Origin of the sequence: Desulfosoma sp., from assembly GCA_037481875.1 — a bacterium.
GTDB lineage: Bacteria > Desulfobacterota > Syntrophobacteria > Syntrophobacterales > DSM-9756 > Desulfosoma.
In genome coordinates this window covers 46,962-72,120 of sequence record JBBFKY010000006.1, presented here as the reverse complement: position 1 = coordinate 72,120, position 25,159 = coordinate 46,962, and the positions used below count along the sequence as shown (strand labels likewise).

19 protein-coding genes are annotated in these 25,159 nt (G+C 52.8%); 4 read left to right on the top strand and 15 right to left on the bottom strand.

The genetic code is table 11. The features are described 5' to 3' along the window. Positions 1-43 precede the first annotated feature (43 nt). From WHS46_09595 to WHS46_09585, 3 genes are all read right to left on the bottom strand, one after another. Positions 44-532 carry an NAD(P)H-dependent oxidoreductase gene (locus tag WHS46_09595; GenBank protein ID MEJ5348928.1) on the bottom strand — a complete coding sequence of 163 codons (489 nt, stop codon included), beginning with the start codon at positions 530-532 and terminating at the stop codon, positions 44-46. Between the two features lie 22 nt (positions 533-554). Next, a complete protein-coding gene (locus tag WHS46_09590) occupies positions 555-1,340 on the bottom strand; it encodes an AMP nucleosidase (protein MEJ5348927.1) in 786 nt (261 codons plus the stop codon). A 74-nt stretch (positions 1,341-1,414) separates the two neighbouring features. Further along, positions 1,415-2,446, bottom strand: a complete 1,032-nt coding sequence (locus WHS46_09585) for a peptidoglycan-binding domain-containing protein (GenBank protein MEJ5348926.1) — start codon at positions 2,444-2,446, stop codon at positions 1,415-1,417. 276 nt (positions 2,447-2,722) lie between these two features. On the opposite strand from WHS46_09585, the gene WHS46_09580 reads away from it, so the two are divergent. Continuing rightward, complete coding sequence (locus WHS46_09580; protein ID MEJ5348925.1) at positions 2,723-2,947, top strand: hypothetical protein; 225 nt, start codon at positions 2,723-2,725, stop codon at positions 2,945-2,947. 632 nt (positions 2,948-3,579) lie between these two features. Here WHS46_09580 and WHS46_09575 read toward each other — a convergent pair. Continuing rightward, the gene (locus tag WHS46_09575) at positions 3,580-4,866 is read right to left on the bottom strand and encodes a TIGR04013 family B12-binding domain/radical SAM domain-containing protein (protein ID MEJ5348924.1); all 1,287 of its coding nucleotides are present in this window, start codon (positions 4,864-4,866) and stop codon (positions 3,580-3,582) included. Positions 4,867-4,916: 50 nt separating this feature from the next. On the opposite strand from WHS46_09575, the gene WHS46_09570 reads away from it, so the two are divergent. The 3 genes from WHS46_09570 to WHS46_09560 are packed head-to-tail and all read left to right on the top strand — an operon-like array spanning position 4,917 to position 12,635. Next, a complete protein-coding gene (locus WHS46_09570; protein MEJ5348923.1) occupies positions 4,917-6,341 on the top strand; it encodes a CDP-archaeol synthase in 1,425 nt (474 codons plus the stop codon). Between the two features lie 28 nt (positions 6,342-6,369). Next, positions 6,370-11,739 carry an excinuclease ABC subunit UvrA gene (uvrA, locus tag WHS46_09565; protein MEJ5348922.1) on the top strand — a complete coding sequence of 1,790 codons (5,370 nt, stop codon included), beginning with the start codon at positions 6,370-6,372 and terminating at the stop codon, positions 11,737-11,739. Between the two features lie 14 nt (positions 11,740-11,753). Next, the gene (locus WHS46_09560) at positions 11,754-12,635 is read left to right on the top strand and encodes a hypothetical protein (GenBank protein ID MEJ5348921.1); all 882 of its coding nucleotides are present in this window, start codon (positions 11,754-11,756) and stop codon (positions 12,633-12,635) included. On the opposite strand, the gene WHS46_09555 is transcribed toward WHS46_09560, so the two are convergent. From WHS46_09555 to htpX, 11 genes are all read right to left on the bottom strand, one after another. Further along, positions 12,587-12,826: a MoaD/ThiS family protein gene (locus WHS46_09555; protein ID MEJ5348920.1), complete on the bottom strand. Its 240-nt coding sequence runs from the start codon at positions 12,824-12,826 to the stop codon at positions 12,587-12,589. The genes WHS46_09560 and WHS46_09555 overlap by 49 nt on opposite strands. Positions 12,827-12,897: 71 nt before the next feature. Further along, positions 12,898-13,167 (bottom strand): cell division topological specificity factor MinE, encoded by a 270-nt coding sequence (minE, locus tag WHS46_09550; GenBank protein ID MEJ5348919.1) that lies wholly within the window; start codon positions 13,165-13,167, stop codon positions 12,898-12,900. Positions 13,168-13,181: 14 nt separating this feature from the next. Beyond that, complete coding sequence (minD, locus tag WHS46_09545) at positions 13,182-13,973, bottom strand: septum site-determining protein MinD (GenBank protein MEJ5348918.1); 792 nt, start codon at positions 13,971-13,973, stop codon at positions 13,182-13,184. A gap of 34 nt (positions 13,974-14,007) precedes the next feature. Then, positions 14,008-14,724 (bottom strand): septum site-determining protein MinC, encoded by a 717-nt coding sequence (minC, locus tag WHS46_09540; protein ID MEJ5348917.1) that lies wholly within the window; start codon positions 14,722-14,724, stop codon positions 14,008-14,010. A 4-nt stretch (positions 14,725-14,728) separates the two neighbouring features. Continuing rightward, positions 14,729-15,349 carry a hypothetical protein gene (locus WHS46_09535; protein ID MEJ5348916.1) on the bottom strand — a complete coding sequence of 207 codons (621 nt, stop codon included), beginning with the start codon at positions 15,347-15,349 and terminating at the stop codon, positions 14,729-14,731. A gap of 107 nt (positions 15,350-15,456) precedes the next feature. Continuing rightward, on the bottom strand, positions 15,457-17,352 hold the full coding sequence (locus tag WHS46_09530) for a GNAT family N-acetyltransferase (GenBank protein MEJ5348915.1): 1,896 nt from the start codon (positions 17,350-17,352) through the stop codon (positions 15,457-15,459). Between the two features lie 94 nt (positions 17,353-17,446). Continuing rightward, entirely contained in the window at positions 17,447-18,352 is a 906-nt protein-coding gene (locus WHS46_09525) for a formate dehydrogenase accessory protein FdhE (GenBank protein ID MEJ5348914.1), read from the bottom strand. Positions 18,353-18,452: 100 nt separating this feature from the next. Further along, complete coding sequence (locus WHS46_09520; protein ID MEJ5348913.1) at positions 18,453-19,184, bottom strand: 4Fe-4S dicluster domain-containing protein; 732 nt, start codon at positions 19,182-19,184, stop codon at positions 18,453-18,455. Between the two features lie 3 nt (positions 19,185-19,187). Next, on the bottom strand, positions 19,188-22,271 hold the full coding sequence (gene fdnG / locus WHS46_09515; GenBank protein MEJ5348912.1) for a formate dehydrogenase-N subunit alpha: 3,084 nt from the start codon (positions 22,269-22,271) through the stop codon (positions 19,188-19,190). A 533-nt stretch (positions 22,272-22,804) separates the two neighbouring features. Continuing rightward, positions 22,805-24,100 (bottom strand): adenylosuccinate synthase, encoded by a 1,296-nt coding sequence (locus tag WHS46_09510; GenBank protein ID MEJ5348911.1) that lies wholly within the window; start codon positions 24,098-24,100, stop codon positions 22,805-22,807. A 200-nt stretch (positions 24,101-24,300) separates the two neighbouring features. Then, positions 24,301-25,158 (bottom strand): zinc metalloprotease HtpX, encoded by an 858-nt coding sequence (gene htpX / locus WHS46_09505; protein MEJ5348910.1) that lies wholly within the window; start codon positions 25,156-25,158, stop codon positions 24,301-24,303. Position 25,159: the final 1 nt, after the last annotated feature.

The following is a 25,159-nucleotide window of genomic DNA, read 5'->3' as shown; positions in this document are numbered from 1 at the left end:
GCTTTTCCCGATCGTGACGGCCTTAATGACCCACCCGCTCTGTTCAAGAAGCTCCGTGAAGTTTCAAACACAGTTCTGCCACTCGGCGACCTAATTTGCGTGCATTTTCCGCCGTCTTTTCATCGGGCGCTCCGACGCATGCAACGCCATAATGCCCTGTAGCCGACAGGGGATCGCCCACCACGATCATGCCGTAGATCAAGAAGCATTGCAGAATCGACAATATGGTGGTTTCCTTACCGCCCGTGGGATCTCCGGAGGTGGCAAAAGCCGCTCCCACTTTATTTTCCATCTTCTTGCGAACACCGACGAAGTCATCAAACACCCGTTTGAGGTCGGTGGCCATGACGCCGAAATAAACCGGAGATCCCGCGATGATCCCTGCCGCCCTCACGAAATCGTCCTGAGTGACTTCCTTTGTGGAGCGCAACACGGCCGACACACCATTCACCGCTTGAACCCCTTCGGTGACGTATTCGGCGAGCTTTTTGGTATTGCCGCTGCGCGAATAGTACAAGACAAGAACTTCCATAGGTTCTTCTCCTTTTTGCCTACTACCATTCACTGCTTAAACGACGTGAAACATCAGGCCAGTTGGCCTCCAGGGACTTTACAGCTTCAAGTCCCAGTTCCAGATGCAAAGGCATGTAGTCGGCGTAGATTTTTTCTTGCAATTCTTTGCTCTTGATACCCTTACGTTGCAAAGGCATATCGGAGACCAGCATGATGGCCCCGATAGGCACTTCATAATGATAGGAAACGGAAAACAGGGTGGCCAGTTCCATTTCAATGGCCAGGATCCTTAGTTTCCTCAGGTACTCCACGAAATCCTCATCGAATTCCCATAACCGCCGGTCTGTCGTGTACACAATGCCACATTTGGGCTGAAGCCCCACCTTTTTGACGGCCCCGATACAGAAAAGATTGACCGAAGATGCGGGAATGGCCGGAAATTCGGGAGGAAGATAGTGTCGGCTGGTACCTTCACCGCGAATGGCGGCGGACGGAACGACAAATTGGCCGATTTCCAGAGTGTCGTCAATTCCGCCGCACATTCCAAGCATGATGACCGATTTCAACCGATCCAAGTAGGCTAGGCAGTGAATGAGCAAGGCTGCCTGAGGAGAGCCGATGCCGAAATCGATTAGGGTACAATTGAGATCTGGAGCGTTGACCAGCCTAAAGTTGCCCTCACTGGTTTCACCTCCTGTCTTTTTCTGAAACCAGTCCGCATATTTTTTGAAATTCGTGATCAGGATATGCTCGCACATTCGATCCAAGGGAAAGTTGGTGTAACGCTCCAAGGTCTGTCGAACATATTCATGTTCTTTAAGTCCCATGGTCTATGTATCCCGCAGCAAGAGGCAAGACAGACGGTTTTCGGAAAAGTTTCAAGAAAATCTAGGCATGGAGGCTATTTAGCCAATTCAGCGGCCGTGGCCGCATCCAGTCGTCCAGTCACGGGAAGCCCCCTATCCTGTTGAAATTGCATCAAGGCTTCTTTGGTTGCTTGACCCATCTTGCCGTCCGGCGTTCCGGCTTCATAGCCCAAAGCATTGAGCTTTCTTTGGGCCTCTTTCAAGGAAAGCGTTGCTCCTTGATAACCACCACTTTGACTGCTTCCCTCCACACCCAGGCGACCTCCCGTTCCCAGTTGACGGTCGCCCATGGTTTGAGGGGTGTAGTTTCTGACCACGCGCACAAGCTGGTTATAGGCGTCTAAGAAAGCTCCGGCGATGACTTTTCCTTGCGGTGTGTTGGTATAGCCGCCAAGACCACCGCCGGCGCTGCCTCCAAAGATGGCGCCACCTAGACCCCAATCAAAATTCTTGGAGCTTCCTTCGGCAACCCCTACTTGAACACCGGATCGATTGTCTACAAGCATGAGCATAACGGCCGCTTCATTGGTTTTAACGCCTCCTAAAACCGCTCCCGCTACAGCACCTCCAACACCAAAGGCTCCCAGGGCTCCTCCGAGACCTCCAGTTCCTTTCTGACTGATCATGACTTCCGGCGTGAGTGTGTAGTCCGCACTCACCATTTGGCCCTTGCCAAAATTGCTTCCAGCTCGAAGTTCTCCTGTCTGCTGTAAGGCTCTTTCGCCCATCATGGTTTTCATGGCTCGGCCTCGGTCCACTACGACGAAGCAATTGGACTGTTGAATCAAAAGCCTGAGCACAGGGACTGTGGAGGTCAGTTTGTATTGACCTGTAATGTAGTGATACCAATCCGAATTTTGGTCTTCCTCCACAGCGATGGTGCCCAGAGGCCGGTCACAACGTTCCAAGGAAGCATTCACATTGTCACTGGTGGCTCCGCCGGCGCTCCCCGTGGCTACGGTCTTGGCCGAGGAGTCCCCCACCTGGACGGGCATGCTGCCACATGCAGCAAGAAAGGCACTTCCAACGATGAAAACAAGCATGATCGCCCAAGGTTCCCTACGCATGCTCCATCTCCTTCTTTTTAATTCATAGACTTGACATGGCCACGGTTTTACTTTTCAGCATAAACCTTTGAATGTTTTTAAATTTGAACCCCTTGTGAGACTTGCAATCACCTCCTTTCCTCATGTCTTGTTGCTTCTCAGTCCTTTTGGGGGCTGCATCCGGACAGTGTCATCAGCCCTTAGTTCGCCTTCTTGGGATTTTTGGGATGCCTTTTCCCGCTGCAATTTTTCGTAGACATCCGGGTAAAGTTTTTTCATGCATTCGGGACAGATACCATGAGTAAAGAGAATCTCGCTATGCTTTTGAAAATAGCTTTCCAACTGCTCCCAATAACCTTGGTCGTCCCGTATTTTTTTGCAGGAGCTACAGATGGGAAGAAGCCCGCTCAGCGTTTTTACCTCGGAAAGCGCTTTTTGAAGTTCCTTGATCAGTTGTTCCCTCTCTTGTTGCAAGCGTTTCAGGAAGGTGATGTCCGTGATGAAACCCTCAACAGCCGTTAGGCTTCCTTGCCATGACTAGAGACCATGGTCTTTCTTCTACTTCCCTTTTTCTTCATTGGCCTTTGTCCGAATTTGTTCAAGCAAAAAATCGTAGGAAGAGCCTCCCTAGCAGTTTGCCTGACGAGATCGCGATCTTCAGAGTAAATCCACTTTAGGTAGTTCACAGACTTTGTTGACAATAAGACTCTTTGGCTCTGCGTCCGGTAAGCTCTGCTGCTCCTTTACTGATGAACTCGATAATTCAATAAAGATCGTTTCGTTAACGGGGTCTTGATGTAGTGGTATTGGAAGGTCAAAAAGGACGCGGATATGCGGGAGCTGACTGTTCTGGAATGGGTTTGGAAGATTATTCACCGGAAGAATATCTTCAGTTTTCCAAGATCCTAGGGTCAGTACGATCGTCTCTTGCTGGTCCATTGCCCATGGACGGCATGGGATCCAAAGAAGGATGGATATGGAAAGGAAGATGCGCAGAGAGATCCTGGGCTCCCAATGAGGAGGAGACAAGGGCCACGCCATACAGATTCCTCCACGGATCGAAGAAGGGGATGAAAGCGAAAGAGGCCGGTCGTTCAGTCGTTTCCCATAAACCTAGCAGAATGTAAAGGCTGAGGCTAGGGAAAAGAAATGGCTTAAAGAGAAAGGTTTTGTGCCAATCGCGCTTGGGTTTTCCACTGTCCGAAGAGTTTTCCCTGTGAGATAAGCCTTTCCAGGCGTAATCGAATGTCACCTGGGATGGGTTGAGGTCTCCTCGCCGCCCAGGGCGATCCAGGAAGAGGCATAAAGGTGTGGGCATGGATTCTCGCACCCTGCTCGGCCAGTTCTTCCATAAAGTCCACAGATCGAGTCATTTGTTCAGGGGTTTCATCCGGCAAGCCAAGAATAAAGTCCACCACGGGCCGAATCCCGAAACTTTTGGCCAAGGTGCAAGCTTTTCGCACATCCTCGACGCTGTGACCTCGATCCATACGCCGCAGCATAGACGGATCCCCGCTTTGAGCTCCCATGACGATCTCCTGGTTATCGGCGTAGCGCGCGACCAGCTCCATAACGGCCGGCTGGACCCAGTCGGGCCGAACTTCTGAAGGAAAAGTGCCGAAAAAGATGCGTCCGCGATCCGACACACGGCGGCGTAAGCCTTCAAAAAGTGTTTTCAATGCGGTCACATTCAGGGACCTTCCGTCTTGGGAACCGTAAGCAAAGGCATTGGGGGAAATGAAGCGAAGATCGGTGCGGCCCGCTTCCACCATGGCTTCCACAGCACGAAAAATAGCACTTGGGCTCCGATGCCGAACGATGCGCCCTTTAAGTCTCGGAGTCTGACAATAACGGCACCCATAAGGGCATCCGCGCGTGATTTCGATGGGTCCATATTTTCCGTAAGCTATAGGAAGGGCCGGAACATCGTCCAGAGAGGCTTTTAAAGGGTGTCCCGTAAACACGACACCGGTCGAGGAGTTGATGTACAACCCGGGGATCACATTCAGGGAAGCCCCTTGAGCCCACCGCTGAACCAGTTCGGCAAAGACCGGTTCGCCATCTCCACGGCAGACCACATCAAACCCGGCTCGCAGCACAGAGCGCGGATCCGCCGAGGGATGAGCTCCTCCGGCGGCAAGCATCACCCGGCCTCCTTGTTTAAGGATCTGAAGAGACTGCACCTCCCGTTGAACTTCCACCCATTGGCATGTCATGAAAGAATAGACCAAAAGAAGCTGCTCGTAAGTTTTCAGCCATGATGCCATTACAGAAACGGGTTCGGCCTTTGCCCTGGCATCCAGCCAAAGAATCGGTGTATGATGCGTCTCCTGTCGGGTTTCCATGGACGCCAGAAGGGCCAGAAAACTGTATCGGTTCCATGGATGATACCGAAAGACGACAGCATACGGTTTACGTTCGTTGGGAAAACTTAAACCCATAATATCATGCGCGACCGGGTGTCTTCAGAGCCTTATCTAGGATAACCGCCATGCACTTGCAGAATTTTTTGAGCACTCTCGTGCTTCTGTGGTTCATTAACTTTGCACCTCCTTTGCTAGCCTTTTTATTAGACACACGCTGGTCCATACCCTTGGACCGAGGTCGTCTCTTTTTGGATGGCAAGCCTCTTTTTGGACCCCACAAGACGATTCGAGGTATTTTCAGTGCCGTGGTTACGGGGTTCGTGGTCGCGCCACTTGTGGGCTTACCCTGGTTTGTGGGGGGCGGAGCGGCGGTGTTGAGCATGGCCGGAGACCTTTTTTCCAGCTTTATCAAACGGCGACTCGATCTGCCTAGCGGCAGTGCGGTGCCTGTTTTGGACCAGCTCTTTGAAGGCGCGTTTCCCCTCATCATCCTTTCTTCTTGGGTAGGCACCCATCCCGCGACGCTTTTGAGCTTGGTTGTGATCTTTTGCGTGGGTGCCTATGCGGGTTCCCATTTTTTCAAAAAGATTTTGTTGCAGCAACCTTTTGAAGGTTATCCTCGACCTGTCAAGTCGCGTGTTCGCTTTCGGGAACTTACAAGCTGCCAGATTCGTTCAGCACCTTGGGCACACATGTTTCATTTTGAAGACGTGGTCATGTATCGCCTGGTCATGAACTCCGTCTTTCGGTGGCTCGGGCTCTTGGAGCCGGGCAAAATCAATGCGCTGAACATCAGAATCCAACGCTTGAACCTGAGTTTCTCTGATCTTCCCGAAGCTTTTGACAACTACAAGCTGTTGCTCATGACAGATTTGCATCTGGATGGACTGGACGGATTGGTGGAGCGGCTGCAGGGCTTCCTGGCCGAAGAACCTGTGGATTTGTGCCTCCTGGGAGGCGATTATCGCATGGAAAATTACGGCCCCAGTGATCAAGCCGTCGAACGTCTGCGACGCCTCGTGCCGCATATTCGTGCTCAGGATGGTATTCTAGCCGTCCTGGGCAATCACGACTGTCCCGAAATGGTGGCCGCTTTGAAAGAGGACAGGATTCGCTTCCTTGTCAATGAAGCCCATTGTGTTCATCGGAACTCAGAACGGTTATGCGTTGTCGGCTTAGACGATCCGCACTACTTTCGTGCCGACGATATGGAGCAAGCCCTAAGCCAAGTTCCTCCCGAATCCTTCATGATTCTCTTGGTTCATTCTCCTGAAGTCGCCGATGAGGCTGCTCGTTATGGTGTGCGTCTTTATCTATGCGGTCATACCCACGCCGGCCAGATTCAGCTTCCACGGATCGGGCCTCTTTTCACCCACAGTCGTTCTCCGCGCTCCCTGGTCCAGGGACTCTGGAAACATAACAATATGATCGGTTATACCAGTGCGGGCGTCGGTGTTTCCGGGTCTCCTGTGCGATTTCGCACCCGTGGAGAGATTGTTTTCATTACCCTCAAAAAAGCGTTTGAACCATCAAGCCACACTTCTGCGTGAAAGGCGGATTCCTGCATAGAAAAAAGCTATGGATCTGAAACAGTTTGCCGAAGAAGCCGCGGCTATTCGCCTGCGCGGCGTGCGCCAGCATAACCTTAAGAATCTGAATCTTGACATTCCCTTGTATCATCTCATTGCCATAAGCGGTGTCAGCGGCTCCGGAAAATCCAGCCTTGCTCTGCACACCTTGTACGCCGAAGGCCAACGGCGCTATATAGAGACCTTTTCACCCTATGCCCGTCAGTTTCTGGAGAGAATGGATCGGCCCGACGCGGATGCCATTGAAGGCATTCCTCCATCCATTGCCATCGAATCGGCCGTCACGGTGCGCAGTTCCCGTTCCACTGTAGGAACCATGACCGAAATTACCGATCATTTGAAGTACTTATACGCCTTGGCAGCCGTACCCCATTGTCCCAAGTGCGGTGATCCCATTCGTCAAGAAGACCCCGAATCGGTTTTGGAACGCCTTAAAGATCTTCCAGCAACGGCCCGAGTTCTTGTGGCTTTTCCGTATCGCTCCACGGGAAAAAAATGGGTGCAGGACCTGGTGTCTCAAGGTTTCTTGCGCGTCTATGTCTCAAACACCGTCCTCGACCTGGAAACCCTTTCCCGAAAAGAAATAGCCGAAACGTCCGAAAAAGAAATCTTCGTTGTGGTAGACCGTCTGGCATGGGCCAAAGCGGAACCACCCCGAGTGCTGGACTCGCTCCGAACCGCTTTCATGATGGGGCGTGGGGAAGCGGCGGTCGTGGTGATGGAAGGCGAAACCTTCAGATTTTCCCAAGACTTGAGATGTGCCAGGTGCGGTGTAGGTGTGGAGCCACCATCTCCGAATCTTTTTTCATTCAACAGCCCCTTGGGGGCATGCCCCCAATGCCGAGGGTTCGGGCGCATTATTGATGTGGATTTGGATTTGGTGATTCCGGACCAGAAGCTTTCCCTGAAACAGGGAGCGATTCGTCCCTGGACACCGGACCGCATGGAATATGAAGAGCTTCTGGATTTTTGCCGCAAGGAAAACATTCCAATCCATGTGCCCTTTCGGGAATTGTCCGAAGAGGATCGTCGGAAAATCATAGAAGGCCACAAAGATTGGTATGGCATTCGCGGTTTTTTTCAATGGTTGGAATCCAAAACTTACAAGATGCATGTGCGGGTGTTTCTATCTCGGTATCGAGCTTATGTGCCGTGTTCCTTGTGTGGAGGCAGGCGGTATCGAGACGCCGCGCGAGTGTATCGGCTTCATGGTGTGACCATTGATGAGCTGTGTTCCTGGTCCGTAAAGCGCTGTTTAGCTTTTTTCGTGGACCTGGCCGAGACCTACCCAAAAGAATCGGCTCCAGCCTTGCTGGTCTCCGAAATTCACCATCGGCTTCAGTTCCTTTCTGATGTGGGCCTGGATTATCTGACCCTGGACCGCCAGTCGCGAACCCTTTCCGGCGGCGAAGTTCAGCGTGTCCATTTGACTCGAGCCTTGGGCTCAGCCCTTACCAACGTCCTGTATGTCCTTGATGAGCCCAGCGTTGGGCTGCATGCCAGGGATCAGGAGCGGTTGATGGGTCCGTTGCGCCGGCTGGTGTCCTTGGGAAATACCGTCATTTTTGTGGAACATGATCCGGACATGCTCCGCAAGGCCGATGTGGTGATCGATATGGGGCCCGGAGGAGGTGACCAGGGCGGTGAGATCCTCTACACGGGCTCACCCCAAGGGCTTGCGCATGTGCCTCAGAGCCTGACGGGACGCTATCTTCAAGCAGCGGAAAACTTTTCCGATCCAGGTCAAAAACGCCGTCCTGTGTCGAGATTCGGGAGATCGATCATCGTCAAGGGCGCTACGGAAAACAATCTCAAGAACCTTACTGTTTCCTTCCCTCTGGGCTGTCTGATCGGCGTGAGCGGGGTTTCCGGTTCCGGGAAAAGCACGCTTGTGGAAACCGTTTTGTACAATGGTTGGCGACGTCTTCGAGGGCTTCCTGGTGAGCCCGCCGGCCGATTTGAGTCCATGAAAGGGATTCATGCCGTGTCCGACATGATTTTGGTGGATCAAAAACCCGTGGGACGGTCTCCTCGAGCGAATCTGCTCACCTACACGAAGGTCCTGGATCCTCTAAGAAAGCTTTTTGCAGCCACTCCCGAGGCACGGCTTCGAGGCTACGGAGAGGGACATTTTTCATTTAATGTTCCCGGAGGCCGTTGTGATCAATGCAAGGGAGAAGGATTTCTCAAGGTAGAGATGCAGTTCCTTGCGGATGTTTACGTGAGATGTCCGGTCTGCGATGGCCGCCGTTTTCGTCGCGAGGTGCTGGATGTTCGTCTCAGAGGCTTATCCATAGCCGATGTTTTGGAGAAAACAGCTCGGGAACTTCTTGAAGTCTTTGACGACGTGGATTCCATTAGAAAGGCTCTGGAACCGGTCACCGCTATCGGGTTGGACTACCTTCGACTGGGACAACCCTTGACGATGCTCTCGGGAGGAGAAGCTCAACGTGTCAAACTTCTTCGCTATTTAAGTGGTCATGAACCTGTTTCGAAAAACAAAGGCATTTTTTTTATCCTGGATGAACCTACGGTAGGTCTCCACCCTCACGATCTCCAGAAACTCATCACCATTCTCCACCAGCTGGTGGAAAAGGGACATACGGTCCTGGTTGTGGAACACAATCTGGAACTGTTAAGGGCATGCGATTGGATCATCGATCTGGGGCCCGAAGGAGGCGAGGACGGAGGGCGTCTGGTGGTTTGCGGGACCCCGGAACAGGTAGCGACCCATGAAGGCAGCCATACCGGGCGATATCTTCGAGAACGCGGGTTTGTCAAAGGGGACGCGATCACCTCCAAAACTGAAAATTATAATTATAGCCCCATTTCCAAACCGCAGCATGGGGAAAAGCCCAGCCATATCATTGTTCGAGGAGCCCGTGAGCACAATCTCAAGGTTCAGGAACTGCAACTCCCTCTCAACCGAATGACCGTTTTAACGGGACTCAGCGGTTCCGGGAAATCGTCTCTGGCTTTCGACATCCTTTTTGCCGAAGGCCAAAGGCGGTACCTGGAATGCTTATCCACCTTCGTTCGTCAGTATTTCAAAATTATGGAAAAGCCGGATGTGGATCAAATTCTGGGCCTTCCTCCCACGGTGGCCATTGAACAGAGAACATCGCAGCTGGGTCGAAAATCCACTGTGGGAACCATCACAGAAATTTACCATTTCCTCCGTCTGGCCTTTGCCCGATTAGGCCATCAACACTGTGTTGTGTGCGGTCTACCTCTCCAAGCCATGAACCCGGAAACCATTGTGCATAGGGTGGAAATGGTCTTGAAGGAACGTCCAGGGCTTTTGCTTGCTCCTTTGGTGCGAGGCCGAAAAGGTATCTACAAGGATCTTTTTCTTCGATTACGCACGATGGGTTTTAAAAAAGTGCGCATCGACGGTGTGGTGCAGCCTCTGGCACCTCTGGTTCCCACGATCGCTCGACATCGAGAACATGACATTGAAGTCGTCGTACTGGACACGGAGGCCGGCCCCAGGTCCAGTGATGGGTCTTGGCAGAGACTTATTCGGGAGGCGCTCAGGCTGGGGGGAGGCACCATCATCGTCTCGAGTGCCGAGGATTTTTTCTTCAGCCAACACTTAATGTGTCCCAAATGCGAAAAGAGTTATGCTCCGCTGGATCCGCGACTTTTTTCGTTTAACAGCCGTCACGGCATGTGCATGCGGTGTGAAGGGACCGGTTTGGACGGAGAACGTCCATGCCCGGAATGCGATGGCAGCCGCCTCAATGCTCAAGCACGTGCCGTGCGGTTGAAAGGCTTTTCCATCACCGAACTCGCGGACCTTCCTCTGGGCGTCTTTCAGAATACGTGGAACAATCTTTCCTTTGAAGGGATCGAAAGGCCCGTGGCGGATCCAATATCTCGGGAAATAAATGAAAGAGTCGGCTTTCTCATGAATGTCGGATTGGACTATCTCACACTGAACCGATCCGGAGAAACCCTGTCAGGAGGGGAGGCCCAACGTATTCGTTTGGCGGCCCAGCTGGGATCCAATCTTCGCGGTGTATGTTACATCCTCGATGAACCTACCATCGGCCTGCATCCCGTGGATCATCAGAAGCTTTTGAAAAATTTAAGAAGATTGACAGATAAAGGAAACACGGTCCTTGTGGTGGAACATGACGAGGACAGCATGCGGGCGGCGGACCATGTGGTGGAACTGGGCCCTGGGGCCGGCGGCGATGGAGGTCGTGTGGTGGCGCAGGGGCGTTTTCTGGATCTGGTGCAAAGTTCGGATACTCTCACTGGCACATGGTTCGGGAGATCCTCCTTTTCATGGATTTCGACACCCAAACGTTCAATTCCTGGGCTGGACGGATGGCTTGTGCTTCGAGGTGCTCATGCCAACAACCTCAAAAACATTGATGTTCGCATTCCTCTAGGAGCCTTTGTCTGTGTCACCGGAGTTTCGGGATCGGGAAAAAGTTCTTTGGTCTATGATGTCCTCAAAGAGGCTCTAAAAGCCGTTCGAACCACCGGGCGCCTGAGCGAAAAGATTCCTTTGAATTCCCTCGAGGGCTACGAGGTAGTTCGGCGTCTGGTGGAAGTGGATCACACACCCATCGGTAGAACACCTCGATCCACACCTGCGACCTATGTAGGCATATGGGATGAAATCCGAAAACTTTTTGCCGCCGTGCCTGAAAGCCGGTCACGTGGATTTCGACCGGGCCGTTTTTCTTTTAACGTCAAAGGGGGGCGCTGTGAGGTTTGTCAGGGGCAAGGACGCACCCGTGTCGCTATGAGTTTTCTTCCGGACGTGACCGTATCCTGTGAGGCTTGCGGTGGGCGGCGTTTCAACAGGGAAACCCTGGGGATTCTTTATCGAGGAGTCACCATTGCCGATGTCTTGCAAATGACCATTGCTGAAGCCCGCCGTTTCTTTTCTTCGGTTCCCTCCATTGTGCGCCCTTTGGTGGTGTTGGATGATCTGGGTCTCGGGTATTTGACTTTGGGACAGCCGAGCCCGACCCTTTCCGGAGGGGAAGCTCAACGCATCAAACTGGCCGCGGAATTGACCAATCACCGAGCCCATACGCTCTATTTGTTGGATGAGCCCACCACCGGATTGCATCGCGCTGATATCGGCAAACTCTTGGGGGTGCTCCGTGCCCTGAGCCATCAAGGTCATACCCTTGTGGTTATCGAACATAATTTGGATGTGGTGGCCGCCTGCGATTATGTGGTGGATCTAGGACCGGGCAGCGGGGACCGTGGAGGGCGTGTGGTGTTCAGCGGTACCCCCGAGGAGATGATGCAGGGTGCCAATGGGTCCTTGACCGCGCAGGCCCTTCGACGTCACATGAACAAGGCTCAAGAAATGAGCGACGATGATGCGTGAGAGGAGGAAAGGGTGTGGTTCTTTCCTATCATCCGGTTATTGAAGGGCATGTGAACCGACTGTGCGCTGGTCGTAAACCGGACGATGAAGACCGTCGATGGATACAGCGAGCTTCAGCGGTAATTTTGCCTCAAGGGTGTTCGGAAGCCCTGTACCGTATGGCCGCTCGATATTGCCGTCATGTCTTTCCCGATTACCGAACACGTTTCCTTTACCCTGGAAAAATCGGAGACATTCGCCTCTTTCGGGCTCTCGGATTTCCCCACCCTTCAAGTCACCTTTTCCTCTCCGTAAAGCATTGCCCAGCGTCTTTTTGGCAAACGTTACGCTATCCATTGGTCCTCAAAAGTGCGTGCGGAGGCGAAGGATCCTTGGTTTTCAAAGTCCATAACGCACAGGAAGCATTGGAAATCCTAAAGATTTTTGAAGGAATGGAGCGTAGTGGGTTTGGGGGTTTTCTCGTGCAGCGATTTGTGGAAAACGACGGTCGAGACCTGAGAGTGGTGGTTGTAGGAAAGACGGTGATCAGTTATTGGAGGGTTCAAAGAGATGCATCGAACTTTCTCCACAACACGTCCCAAGGAGCTGTCATCGATCATGAAAGCGACCCGCAACTTCAGGAGAAAGGCCGAGAATGGGTGCGGCATTTATGTCGAGAAACAGGAATAAATCTGGCGGGCATCGATCTGCTGTTTCCAGCCCGGGCCTCAGAAAGGCAGGCCCCCCCTTTCTTTGTAGAAATCAATTACTATTTCGGCCGCAAAGGGCTTGGTGGAAGTCAAAGCTTCTACGAACTTCTTGAACAAGAAGTCGTCAGATGGCTTAAGGATCTGGGATCGGCCGGAATTCAGCCGCCTCCCACGGGCGGAAAAAAGGCTACCCGTTCATCGCCCTGAAGGATTGTATTCCATGAGGAGGCCACACCGTTAACCATGATCAGCTTCACATCTTCTTCGGGCAGACCCAACTGCTGCGCCAAAGCTTTCACGGTGATTCCTTCAGGAACGCTCACCGTTAAACCCGTCATGGGGTCATAGTCACGAACATGCTGTCGCAGTGTAGCGGCAAGAAGCACCAGCAGAGGCATAACTTTCCGTCCTCGAAAAGGAAATGCTCCCTTAGTTTCCGACGTAGAGCCGTCTTTAAGGGAGATACGGTTCAGGTTGCCGGGACATTCCGGTACACCCGCTTGACCTGCACATTGGAAACCAGGGCCGTGTAGTCTTTACCCTTCTCGAAGTCCACCTTGATGCTTCCTCGGTCGATTTCCATGTACCGGGACAAGACATCAATAATATCGTTTTTGATGGCTTCCATAAGTTGCGGAGAAATGTCAAGCCTGTCGTGCATGAGGACGACACCCAGGCGCTGTTTGGCCGTATCGGCGCTTCCCCTATGCCGGAAGAAATTCTGGATCGCTTTTAACATGACACCAACTCCTTTCAGCCGCCGAAAATCCGCTTGAATCGACTCAGAAATCCGCTCTCCTCTTCCTCATCCAAGGGGACATTTTCGCCGTTCAGTCTGGCGGCGATTTTTTGAAAAGCTTGCCCAGCTCGACTGCCTCGCTCATGCACCAGAGGAACACCCCTATTGGTGGACACCACCACTTCACTACTTTCCGGAATGACGCCGATAAGCGGAATGGAAAGCAAGGAGACGATATCTGCCGTAGACATCATGTCCCCTTTCTTGACCATCTTGGCGTTGAGGCGGTTGATGATGAGATGAATATCCTTGAGCATATTGGCTTCCAGAAGACCGATAACTCGGTCCGCATCTCGAATGGCGGAAACTTCCGGTGTCGTCACCACCAGAGCCTTTTGCGCTCCGGCAACAGCGTTTTTAAAACCGCGTTCAATCCCGGCGGGACAGTCCACAATGACATAGTCATTTTCCGCCGCCAGCTGCTCACACAAGGTTTTCATCTGTTCTGGCGTCACAGCATCTTTTTCTCGAGTCTGCGCGGCAGGAATGACATGGAGCGTCTTCAGCTTGCGGTCCCGAATCATGGCCTGTTCGATACGACATTTTCCTTCCACAATATCCACCAGATTGTAAACGATTCTATTTTCCAAACCCATGACCACATCGAGGTTACGCAGACCAATGTCCGCATCGATGAGGACGACTTTGTAGCCCTTTTGTGCCAGGGCTGTCCCCAAATTGGCGACGGTCGTGGTCTTGCCGACGCCCCCCTTTCCTGATGTGACAACCAACGTCTGTCCTGCCATGGTCCTTCCTTCCTTAACCGTCCATTTGACGATTTTAATAACGGGTCACCTGAATCCGGTCCCCCTGGATTTCCGCCACCTCGTATCGCTTGGGCTTTATGGTTCGTTCTCGAGGAGGAACCGCCACCACGTCGGCGATGCGTAATTGCTGAGGTTCTATGTGAAGTCCCCAGATCTTGGCGGATCGATCACCGTAGATACCCGCATGAGCAATCCCTCTCAATGTGCCGAAAACAATGATATCTCGAGCCGCGAGAATTTCGGCTCCAGGATTGACGTCGCCAAGAATGATCAGTTCGGCTGGAGATTCAATGCGAGTTCCCGAGCGGCATGTCTGACGCACCACCAGAGGAGCCTCCGCAGTCTCTGTTGCCTTCTCCAATTTATTTTCATGAAAGATCTTTCCTATTTCGGAATTCGTTTCGGGAACCTTGACCGAAATGCCTAGGAGCCCCGAGACCCATGTGAGAAAGGGATGCAAGTTCTTGCCGAGACGAATTTCATGGAGCTGAATTCCTCCCACGTCTTCCAAAAGGGTTCGAATGACCTGAACTTCGTCCACGTGAAAATCCCGTTCCCTTAGGTCTAGAATCATGCGAGCTTTTTGAAAAAAGCCTCGGGACTCCATCACTTTTTTACGCAGTTCACCCAACAGATTCTCAAAAGGCACTTGTGCGGGCAGGAGGAGCACAAAGCCGTCACGGTCCGCCTTGATCTGAAAAGTCGGCTGTGGAGGGATGCGTGTGAGCATAGCTTCACCCTTTGGACTGGCTTGCAGAGACTTCTTTCGAAAGCTTTGGAGCGACAGGGTCCAAGTGCAATAGACTCTTCAGTTCCTTCCAGGTGGAGACCCTTGGAAACGGAGCCGGCTGTCGATTCCATGGCTGGTCGAAAAGAATGGGCTGAATACCGTTTTGCGCCAGAAGATGGCAAGTTTCCAGGCGGTCTTCCACAAAATGCCGCACCTTCAGCTCATGCAAGATAGAATGTTTTCGGTCGGGATCGCCAGTGGCAATCACCATGATGGAATCGCGATCGACGGCGGGCAAAAGCTCATGGAGCCAGCGTTTGATGGAATCCGGCCAGACACGGGCGGTCACAAACCGCAATGGCCCCAACTGAGCCAATTGTTCCAACACTTGGGCGGCACCGTCCATGGCGGGAACTCTGGCGGTATGCTCATCGTCCAGCGTCAGACAAATCAGTTCGTCGATCACATGGGAGGGTGCGGCTACACAACGTCGGAGATCATAAGTGATCAGGTGCTCTTTGGTGAGATACCGAAGGCCGTAACGTTCTCGTGCCAAGTCCACAAAAACCTTCATGGTGTCCGCCACCACGCCGTCGATGTCAAAAGCGAGGTGACGAGGATCCACGCATCCTTTTAGGGACATGCAAGGCTTCGAAGGCGGTAGTCTCGATATTCCACGGGCGGCATGGAGCCAATTCATAGGGCCTAAGATTCCTCCGGTGTGCCTTCCGATCACTCTGTCAAGCATACTTGAGACGGCTGGTCAAAGCGAAAAGAAATTTCATAGATGCCGTCTTCCAAGGTGCTGTGAACCACATAGCCGACTTTATGAAAAACAGAGAGCATTTTTCTGTTGGAGGCTAGCACGTAGGCCGTAAAGCCTGTAATCCCTTTGGTCTTGGCGATTTCGCATAAGTAGTGAAGTAGAAAGGTTCCGATACCTTTGCGTTGCCATTCCGCACGCACCGCAAAGTCTACTTCAGCCATGTTAGTCTTTTGGTCCAGAATATAGCGGCCCAGAGCAATAATCGTCTCGGCCCCTATTTCTCCGATCACCCCCACAATGGCCATTTCCTGTTGGTAGTCGATATTGCACATGGCCTGGGTGTCCCGATGAGGAAAGACCCGCATGGCCGAAAGGAATCGATAATAAATGTCTTGGTCCGGCAGGGAATAGAAAAATTCCTGAAGCGCTCTTTCATCTGTGGGTTTGATGGGCCTGAAAAAGACCTTTTCGTTTTCCGGAAAGATCTGATGTGTTTCCCACTGTCCGGGATAAAGAGGCTCAAAGATGGGAGGAAGAATCTGATCTTGGTAGACATAGCGAAGTTGTTTAGCTTCCTCCAAGAGTCTTTCCCGGAATTTTGGATGCGCGATGTTAATCAAGGCAAGAGCTCTTTCTCGAATGGTCTTGCCATGGAGCGAGGCGATACCGAATTCGGTGACCACGTATTGCACCGCACTGCGGGAACTCACCACCCCGGCACCGTCTGTCAAACGACTCACGATGCGGGACTTTCTTCCATCAGGGCTGGTGGAAGGTAAGACGATGATGGATTTTCCGCGGTATGCGCTGGAAGCCCCGAGCATAAAATCCACATACCCGCCAATACCGCTGTAGATCTTTTGTCCTATGGAATCGGCGCAAACCTGGCCTGTGAGGTCGATTTCCAGAGCGGAATTGATGGCCGTCATGTAGTCGTTTTGGCTGATGACGCGACTGTCGTTGACATAGTCAATAGGGTGAAATTCAACTTGTGGGTTGTTGTGAACAAAGTCGTAAAGCTGACGGGATCCGACACAAAAACTGGTGATCACCTTGCCGCGGTGAAGGGATTTACGACGGCCCGTGATGACCCCTTTGCGAATGAGTTCCAAATGGGCGTCGGTGATCATTTCCGAATGAACGCCCAGGTCTCTCTTGTCCACGAGAAGGCGAAGCACCGCATTGGTAATCCGTCCCAAGCCCACTTGAATGGTAGCGCCGTCTTCAATCAGGCTGGAGACATAGCGCGCCATGCGTTCAGCCATGGCGCTCTTTTCCCCGTAGGTCAGTTCCAAAAGGGGTTCTTCATATTCCACAAAATGATGAATGCGGCTGACATGCAGAAAACTGTCCCCCAGCGTTCGAGGCATGCAAGGGTTTACTTGAGCGATGACCACCTGGGAATGTTCCGCGGCAATCTTGGCAATGTCGACCCCGATACCCAAGGAACAAAAACCATGGTCGTCGGGCGGGGACACTTGAATGAGACTTACATCTCGTCCCAAAGCACTTTCTTCCCGAAGAAGCTTGGGCACCTGGCTGAAATAAAGAGGAATGTAGTCCGCAAGCCCTGAATTGGCCGCCTTACGGCTCTTGGGCCCAAGGAAAAAGGTACGCAATCGAGCGTGCTTGGAAAGATCGGACCAATCTTCAGGAAGAGCTCCCATGGACAGAGCCTGAAAGATTTCCACGTCTCGATACCCGGGAAGCACCTTGAGCATGGCCCGGACAAGATGCTGCGGTTCGGCCGCCGCTGACCCCACAAAAACTCGGCAACCATCTTGCAGCACTTTGGTAAGAATCTGTGCAGCGTCCCCTATTCGTTGGCGATAAAGAGTCTGCCAGTGACGCGTCCAGACCATTGCATCCTTGTTCCTTGAGTATGGGGCCTATCCATCGTTGCCTGTTTCAACAATCGCACCCGTTGCGGCATAATGAAGGTTAGGTTCTGATCAGTCAAGACGGAACGCTGGACGTGTCGATATCATAGACGGCTGGAGCCGGTGAGGGCGGTGTTTTCCATCGGGCGCGTTGGGCCACCAGATCCAGGTGCAACGTGGTCCATTCTTCCAAAAGGATCCATAAAGGCCAAAGTCGTTCTCGAGCGTCGATGGTTTTAAAGTAGTGGCGGCATTGGTTACAGTAGTCAATGCGGTAACCGGGTTCTTCATCTGAATACAGGTAGCCTAGAGATTCATGGCGGCGATTGTTGCATACGGGACACTGAAATCGAGCCAGGCGCCACGGTGTGCCGCACCAAGAACAGTGGCCGCGTCGAAATCCCTCTCCTTCAAGGGTGATCAGGGAAGGTAAAGACCCACACACCGGGCAGTACCCCTCTTGCCAAAGATCATCGGGGGACACGGTTTTGAGCAATTCTTCCGCGGTTTTTTCCAGGCTGGGACGAAGGCAACTGCGTGCCACGTAGAGCAAAGAAGGTAAGTCCACTCCGAAGGTTTCCACCCATTCCTCCCATGGGTTCCATTCATGGTGCAAAAAACTTTCCCAGATGGCGTCTTTGGCCGAAGGGTTCCTGGTCAAGGCTTGCGAAAGGGCTGCACATGCCCCTGAAAGTTCCCGATTGTCTGCCGGCACTGCCTGGGTGATCCCGTCAAGGACCTCTTCAGCGGCTTCGATATCCAAGGGGAATTCCCAACGGCGTATCAAGGGGCGACCCGCATGCCACTGAGCATGAATGGTTTGGAGCTTTATGGGTTTAAGGGAAACCTTGCATCGGGGTTTGACCTTTAATTGAGATGCGAAAACACTCTCGAGAAAATCGTACAGTTCGTGATAGGCTGGTTTCGTGCTGCGGGCAAGGTTTACCGCCTTTCGCATTGTCGTTTCAGCGTCCAGGGACATAAGGGCATCCTTTGCACGGAAAAAAGAGGGACGGGCCACCCCGTCCCTCGCGAAAAAGTTCATGGTTCTATGGAGTTAACACCTTCCTTCAAACAGACCGTTACACCAATCGAAAGCTCTGGGCCAAGGTCTTGGCCGGACGGAACAGTCGGCGCAGAGCCAACTTGCGATCAATGCCCGAGCCCAGACTGGCCACGGCATGGCTGTGGTATTTGGCCGGATCATCCACCACCAGGTAAATGACGCGCACCTCGTCCGGATCCAGGAGCTGCGCCTTGGGGTATTTGGCTTTGAGATAGGCAAGGCGCTTTTGAGCCAATTCCAACATGCTTTCCCGAGTGCCGAAGTTCATGGCTTCCGTGGGACAAACCTTGACGCATGCAGGAATCAGCCCGTTCTTCACTCGATCCAGGCACATGGTGCATTTGACGATGCGACCGTCTTGTCGAGCCCGAGGGATATCGTAGGGGCATGCCCCCCGCACGTCATCAATGGGAGCTTCCTTAGATTTTTCCGTGTAGACCACAGCTCCTGTTTCCTCATCGTGAATCACGCCACCGTCCACATACCCGGCGATGGCGTCCTTGCACGGAGGTTCCAGGCAGTGACGGCATTGGTCGGCAAAGAAATACCAGACCGGTTTTCCGTTGACCTCCGATTCACTGAACCGCACCAGTTTAAAGGTGTTTTCGTCCAAGTCCGGAGGATTTTGATGGCTTCCCAGGTTTTTTGTCATTCCGGCGCCGTTTTGGTTCCAGTTTTTGCAAGCAATCTGGCACCCACGGCAGGCCGTACATCGGGTCGTGTCGATGAAAAAGCTCATTCCTGCCATGGCCTAGGCTCCCTTCTTACGCACGTTGACCATAAACGCTTTGGTTTCAGGAATTCGAGTATTGGGATCCGCCGCTGAAGGCGTGAGCAAATTAGCGCTATCTCCTCCCTGCGGCGGCCAGACCCATCCGTAATGCCACGGCAGTCCCACTTGGTGAATTTCCTGCCCATGGACAAGCAAAGGCCGAAAACGCTTGGTCACAATGGCTACCGCTTCCAAGGAACCCCGAGCCGATTCCACAATAACCGTCTCCCCGTTTTTGATCCCTCGCAGCTTGGACAGCTCTTCGCTCATTTCCACAAACACCTGAGGTTCCGTCTCGAGAAGCCAGGGCTGCCATCGTGTGAGCACGCCCGTTTGCCAATGTTCGGTCACCCGGTACGTGGTGCCTACAAAAGGATACCGAGGATCGCACGTTCTGTAGATATCTTTGTCTGTGCCGAACATGGCCGCCACGGGATTGGTGAATTGAGAGCTGAACAGGTTCTTTTCCACAGGGCACTCTATGGGTTCATAGTGTTCCGGGAAAGGACCGTCGGCAAGGCCTGGGCCGAAAATATCCGCAAAGCCGTGTGGCTTCATGATAAACGGGTATTTGCTGTCGGAGCGCGGAGTGCCGTCCGGATTCATCATGGGATACCAGGCACCGTCCGGAACATCGCCGACCCATTTGGAAGAGACGTACTTGCCTTCCTTCACTTCACCCGCAAAGCTGATCACCGGTCGATTTGGGTTCCACGGTCGGCCCATGAGATCTACGGAGGCTCGATTGTAGAGGATGCGTCGATTTAGAGGCCAACACCAAGCCCAGTTGGAATAGAGCCCAATGCCGCTGGTATCCTTGTTGTCTCGACGGGCCATCTTGTTGCCGTCTTCCGTGTAACTCTGGCAATAGATCCAGCAGCCGCTGCTGGTGGAGCCATCATCACGCAGGAGCGCAAAAGACGGCACCGATTGGCCTTTTTTGTAGGTTTTGTCACCGATAGTGACCTCTTTGGTGAATTCACCGTTGATGGTTCGAGCCACTTTATGGGGATCGAAATGGCCGTTGGTTGTGTAGTCCCATTTGAGTTTGAGAATCGGATCAGGAAAGGCCCCGCCCTCCTTGGCGTACAGCTTGCGGATTTCTCCAAAGAGTTCCACGATAATGTCCCCGTCGGGTTTGGCTTCTCCCGGAGGATCCTGGGCCTTGTAACGCCATTGAGCCCATCGGCCGGAATTGGTGACAGAGCCTTCCTTTTCCATAAAGGCGGCGCAAGGCAAGAAGAACACTTCCGTTTTGATCTTCTTGGGATCCACACCCGGAGCGTGCCAAAAAGAGGCTGTCTCATTCTGGAACAGGTTCACATTGACCATCCAGTCCAGTTTCGCCAAGGCTTCGCGTGTTTTCACGGAATTCGCGCCGCTGCAGGCAGGGTTCTGCCCCCAAGCGAAAAAGCCGGTGAACTGACCTTGATACATGGCATCAAAAAGATCCAGCCAACTGTAAGCCTTGCCGTCATCCAGCTTCGGCATCCAAGCGTAACCGAAGTCGTTGGAGGCATCGGCGGCGTCGCCAAACATGGCTTTCAGAAAACTGACCACGTATTTGGGCCGGTTCTGCCACCAGTTGGCGCTCAAGGGATCTTTTGACACCGGAGTGTACTTCTTGATGTAGTCGGCCAGAGTGGGAACCGAGCCAGTCGGCACAGGGTTATAACCCGGCCAAATGTGATACAGCAGGGCATGGTCCGTGGAGCCCTGCACGTTGGATTCCCCACGCAAAGCGTTCACACCACCCCCGGCGATGCCCATGTTGCCCAAGAGGATCTGAATGATCGCCATAGCTCGAATGTTCTGAGCAGCTACAGTGTGCTGCGTCCAGCCCATGGCGTAAAGAATCGTCCCAGCTTTGTCCGACTTTCCGGTGGCACTGTAAAGTTCGTAAACCTTTTTGAGATCTTCTTTGGGTGTGCCTGTGACTTTGGAAACCTTATCCAAAGTGTATCGAGAATAGTGTTTTTTCAGTAATTGGAAAACACAACGGGGATGTTTCAACGTAAGATCTTTTTTGGGAACTCCGTTTTCGTCCAGTTCGTAAGCCCATGTACTCTTGTCATACTTTCGAGTGACAGGATCGAATCCCGAAAACAAGCCGTCCTTGAAGTCGTATTTCGGTCCCACGATGAAGCTGGCGTTGGAATAGTGGATGACGTAATCCTTGAAGTAGAGATTATTAGAAAGGATGTAGTTGATCATGCCGCCAAGGAAGGCAATATCCGTGCCGGAACGCAATGCCGTGTAGAAATCAGCTTTTGCCGAGGTGCGTGTGTAGCGAGGATCCACATGGATAAGGATGGCTCCTCGCTCTTTGGCCTTCATGATCCAGCGAAAGGAGATCGGATGATTCTCCGCTGCGTTGCTTCCCATGATAAGGATGCAATCGCTGTTTTGTAGATCATTCCAATGATTGGTCATTGCGCCGCGTCCGAACGACTCTGCCAGAGCCGCTACCGTGGGGCTGTGTCAAATACGGGCCTGATGCTCAATATAGACCAGTCCCAGGGCACGCAGCATGGCTTGGTAGATCCAGCATTCTTCGTTATCCAGAGCGGCGCTGCCCACTGAAGCAATCCCCTCGCATCGGTTGACCACTTCTCCCTTGGCGTTCTGAACCTTAAAACTTTTGTCCCGGCTGGTTTTGACGCGAGCCGCGATTTCTTTGATGGCCCAATCCCACGACTTTTCTTCCCATTTGTCGCTGTAGGGGGCTCGGTAGAGGACTTTGGTAACCCGCCTGTCGTTGATGGCTAATTGATAAGAAGAAGCCCCCTTGGCACACAAAGATCCTTGATTGATGGGACTGTCGGCATCACCTTCCGTGTAGATCACCTTGCCCGTCTGTCGGTCTGTGTGGCAAATGATGCCGCAGCCCACACCGCAATAGCAGCACACGGAAGGCGTTTCTTTGGCGTCTTTGGTCCTGAGCTTCCAGGCTTGCTCTTCCACAGGCTTTTTTTGGTAGCCCATGGTCGTACAGCCGCTCAAGGCCAAACCCGCCGTCGCCGCTCCAGAAATCTTTAGAAAATCTCTACGCGACAGCTTCATCTTTGACCTCCTGTGAAAAAAGACACATATCACCCCATGAGCCATCACTTCACATGATCTCTGTTCAGCCCAAAAGGAAAGGCTGAGTGCTCAGAGATCCCTTGCGAACCTTCCATAACCTATCACCCCCTTCAAGACTTCTGGGGTTTGGAAACTCGCCACCACCACACGGAGATTACTCTTCAGGGAAGGGAAAATGAGGTTCTAGGCCTCTGATTCGATGTGGGATATTCATGAGGAACGGTCGATGGAAAGGCACGGCCATTCGGACGGGCTTTGTGGCATGGTCAAATTCCCTCTTCCCCATGGTCAACCCCTCCTTGGGGATTCTTTCTCGCCCGGTTACCGTCAGAGATTGTGGATAAGTGAACTGTAGACATATTTACTTTATCGGAAAAATCCCACCGCTGTCAACTTGAACCCGAATCGGCGTCCTTGAGCGATGATTGGGAAAGGATGCATCCTTTGGCCGAAAAGCCCCGCCTCCTTACCCGGCACTTTTCGGCCATGAAGAGTTAGGTTCGGTGAACCCTCTAACGAGAAAAAGGATCTTGAAGGATGATGGTTTCTTCTCGGCCTGGTCCTACCGAGATAATGGAGAAAGGTATTCCCACATGGTCTTGAACGGCTTCCAGGTAACGTCGCGCCGCTGCCGGCAGGTCCTCAAAACGACGCACCTGCCTCAAGTCGGTTTCCCAGCCCTCAAGGTCTTCATAGATGGGTTCACATTGTTCGATGCGTTCCAGTTCGGGGGGTCTTCCGTCCAGCACGGTTCCTGCGCAACGGTATCCCACCGCCATACGCAGCCGTGGCAGCCCGGTGAGCACGTCCAGCTTTGTGACGGCCAGACTCGCCAAACCGTTCAAGCGCACTGCGTCCTTGACCACACACAAATCCAACCAGCCACAACGTCGAGGACGCCCTGTGGTGGAACCGAATTCTCCGCCACAGGTACGAATGTGTTCCCCGGTCGGGTCGTTCAGTTCTGTAGGAAAAGGCCCTCCACCGACCCGCGTTGTGTAGGCCTTCATGATACCCACCACGTGACCGATGGCTGTCGGGCCGACTCCGGCACCGCAACAGGCATTGCCTGCCACCGTGCTGGATGAGGTGACGAAAGGATAGGTTCCATGGTCCACATCCAGATGGGTTCCTTGAGCCCCTTCAAAAAGAATGGTCTTTTGAGAATCGAGCGCTTTCTTGAGACGCAGGGAGACATCGGCCACAAAGGGAGCGATTCTTTGTCCGTAATGAAGGTATTCTTCAAGGACGGTTTCCAACGCTACAGGAGGCTGCCCGTAATATTGGGTTAGAAGGAAGTTCTTTTCTTCCAAAATCTCTTCCAATCGTCTTCTTAGAGTCTCTTCGTCCAATAAGTGGTGGATTCGCACGCCCGTGCGAGCCACCTTATCTTCGTAGCAAGGCCCGATGCCTCGCCCTGTGGTTCCGATCTTGCCGTGCCCTTTTCGAGCTTCCCGCGCCACATCTAAAAGACGATGATAAGGCATGATCACATGGGCGTAAGAACTGAGCACCAGTCTTTCCGGGGTGACGTCGACCCCGAAATCCTTGAGCCGTTCCAGTTCCTCAAGAAGGACCTTGGGATCCACCACCACGCCGTTACCGATGATGCACACTTTGTCTGGATGCAAAATTCCCGACGGGGTTAAATGAAGGATGATCTTGCGGCCACCCACCACCAGGGTATGCCCGGCGTTGTTCCCGCCCTGAAAACGCACCACATAATCGGCACGCGCCGTCAAAAGATCCACGACTTTGCCTTTGCCTTCATCGCCCCATTGGGTTCCGATCACCACAACGGTCTTCATGGCCACCATGTCCTCAAAACGGCACCCTTTCCGTGGAAGGCGCCCTCATAAGCGTTCATGATGTGAAACATGGAACACACACCGAAGGGGAGCTTTATTGAAAAAGGTAGGATCTGTCAAAACGAAAAAACGTGATTTGTTTTTAGGACGTGCCCCGGAGACGGCTCGTGGCCGTCTCCGGAATCGTTCGGTGTTCGAGCTTAGCGGGCCATGGCACGCAGTCGGCGAATACGCTCTTCAATGGGTGGATGCGTGCTGAACAGGCTGGCGAGGCTTCGGCCCGAGAGGGGATTGACAATGAAAAGATGGGCCGTCGCGGGCTTGGCTTCCACCATAGGAATCCTTTCGGATGCAATGGCCAGCTTTTCCAAAGCGCCGGCAAGTCCCAAAGGATTTTGGGCGATGCTTGCTCCGGTGGCATCGGCTAAATATTCGCGAGACCTGGAAATTGCCATCTGGATCAGCATGGCGGCCAACGGTGCCACAATGGCAAGAACCATAGCGCCCACAATGCCCACACCCCCGCCGTCTTCATCGTCACTGCCTCGAAAACCGCCGAAGATGGCTCCCCATCGCAACATATCTGCAATGAACATGATGGCGCCGGCAAGGGACGCTGCGATGGTTCCTACCAAAATGTCGCGATTCTTGATGTGAGCCAATTCATGGGCCAAGACACCTCGCAGCTCGTTGGGGCTGAGCAGACGCAGAATCCCATGGGTGACCGCTACCACGGCGTTGCTTGGATTTCGACCCGTGGCAAACGCATTGGGGGTTTCCGACGGAATAATAGCAACCCTGGGCATGGGAAGCCCCGCCATCATGGCCAGTTCTCGAACCATGCGGTACAATTCGGGTGCTTCATGTTCTGAAACAACCTGTGCTCGGTACATGGCCAAGACGATCTTGTCCGAAAACCAGTAAGTGCCGAAATTCATTACCAGAGCGAAGATGAGAGCGATAACCATGCCTTGGCTGCCGCCGAGAAGTTTGCCCATAAACACAATGAGTAAGGTCAACGCCGTAAGAAGCACAAGGGTGCGGAACTGATTTCCCATA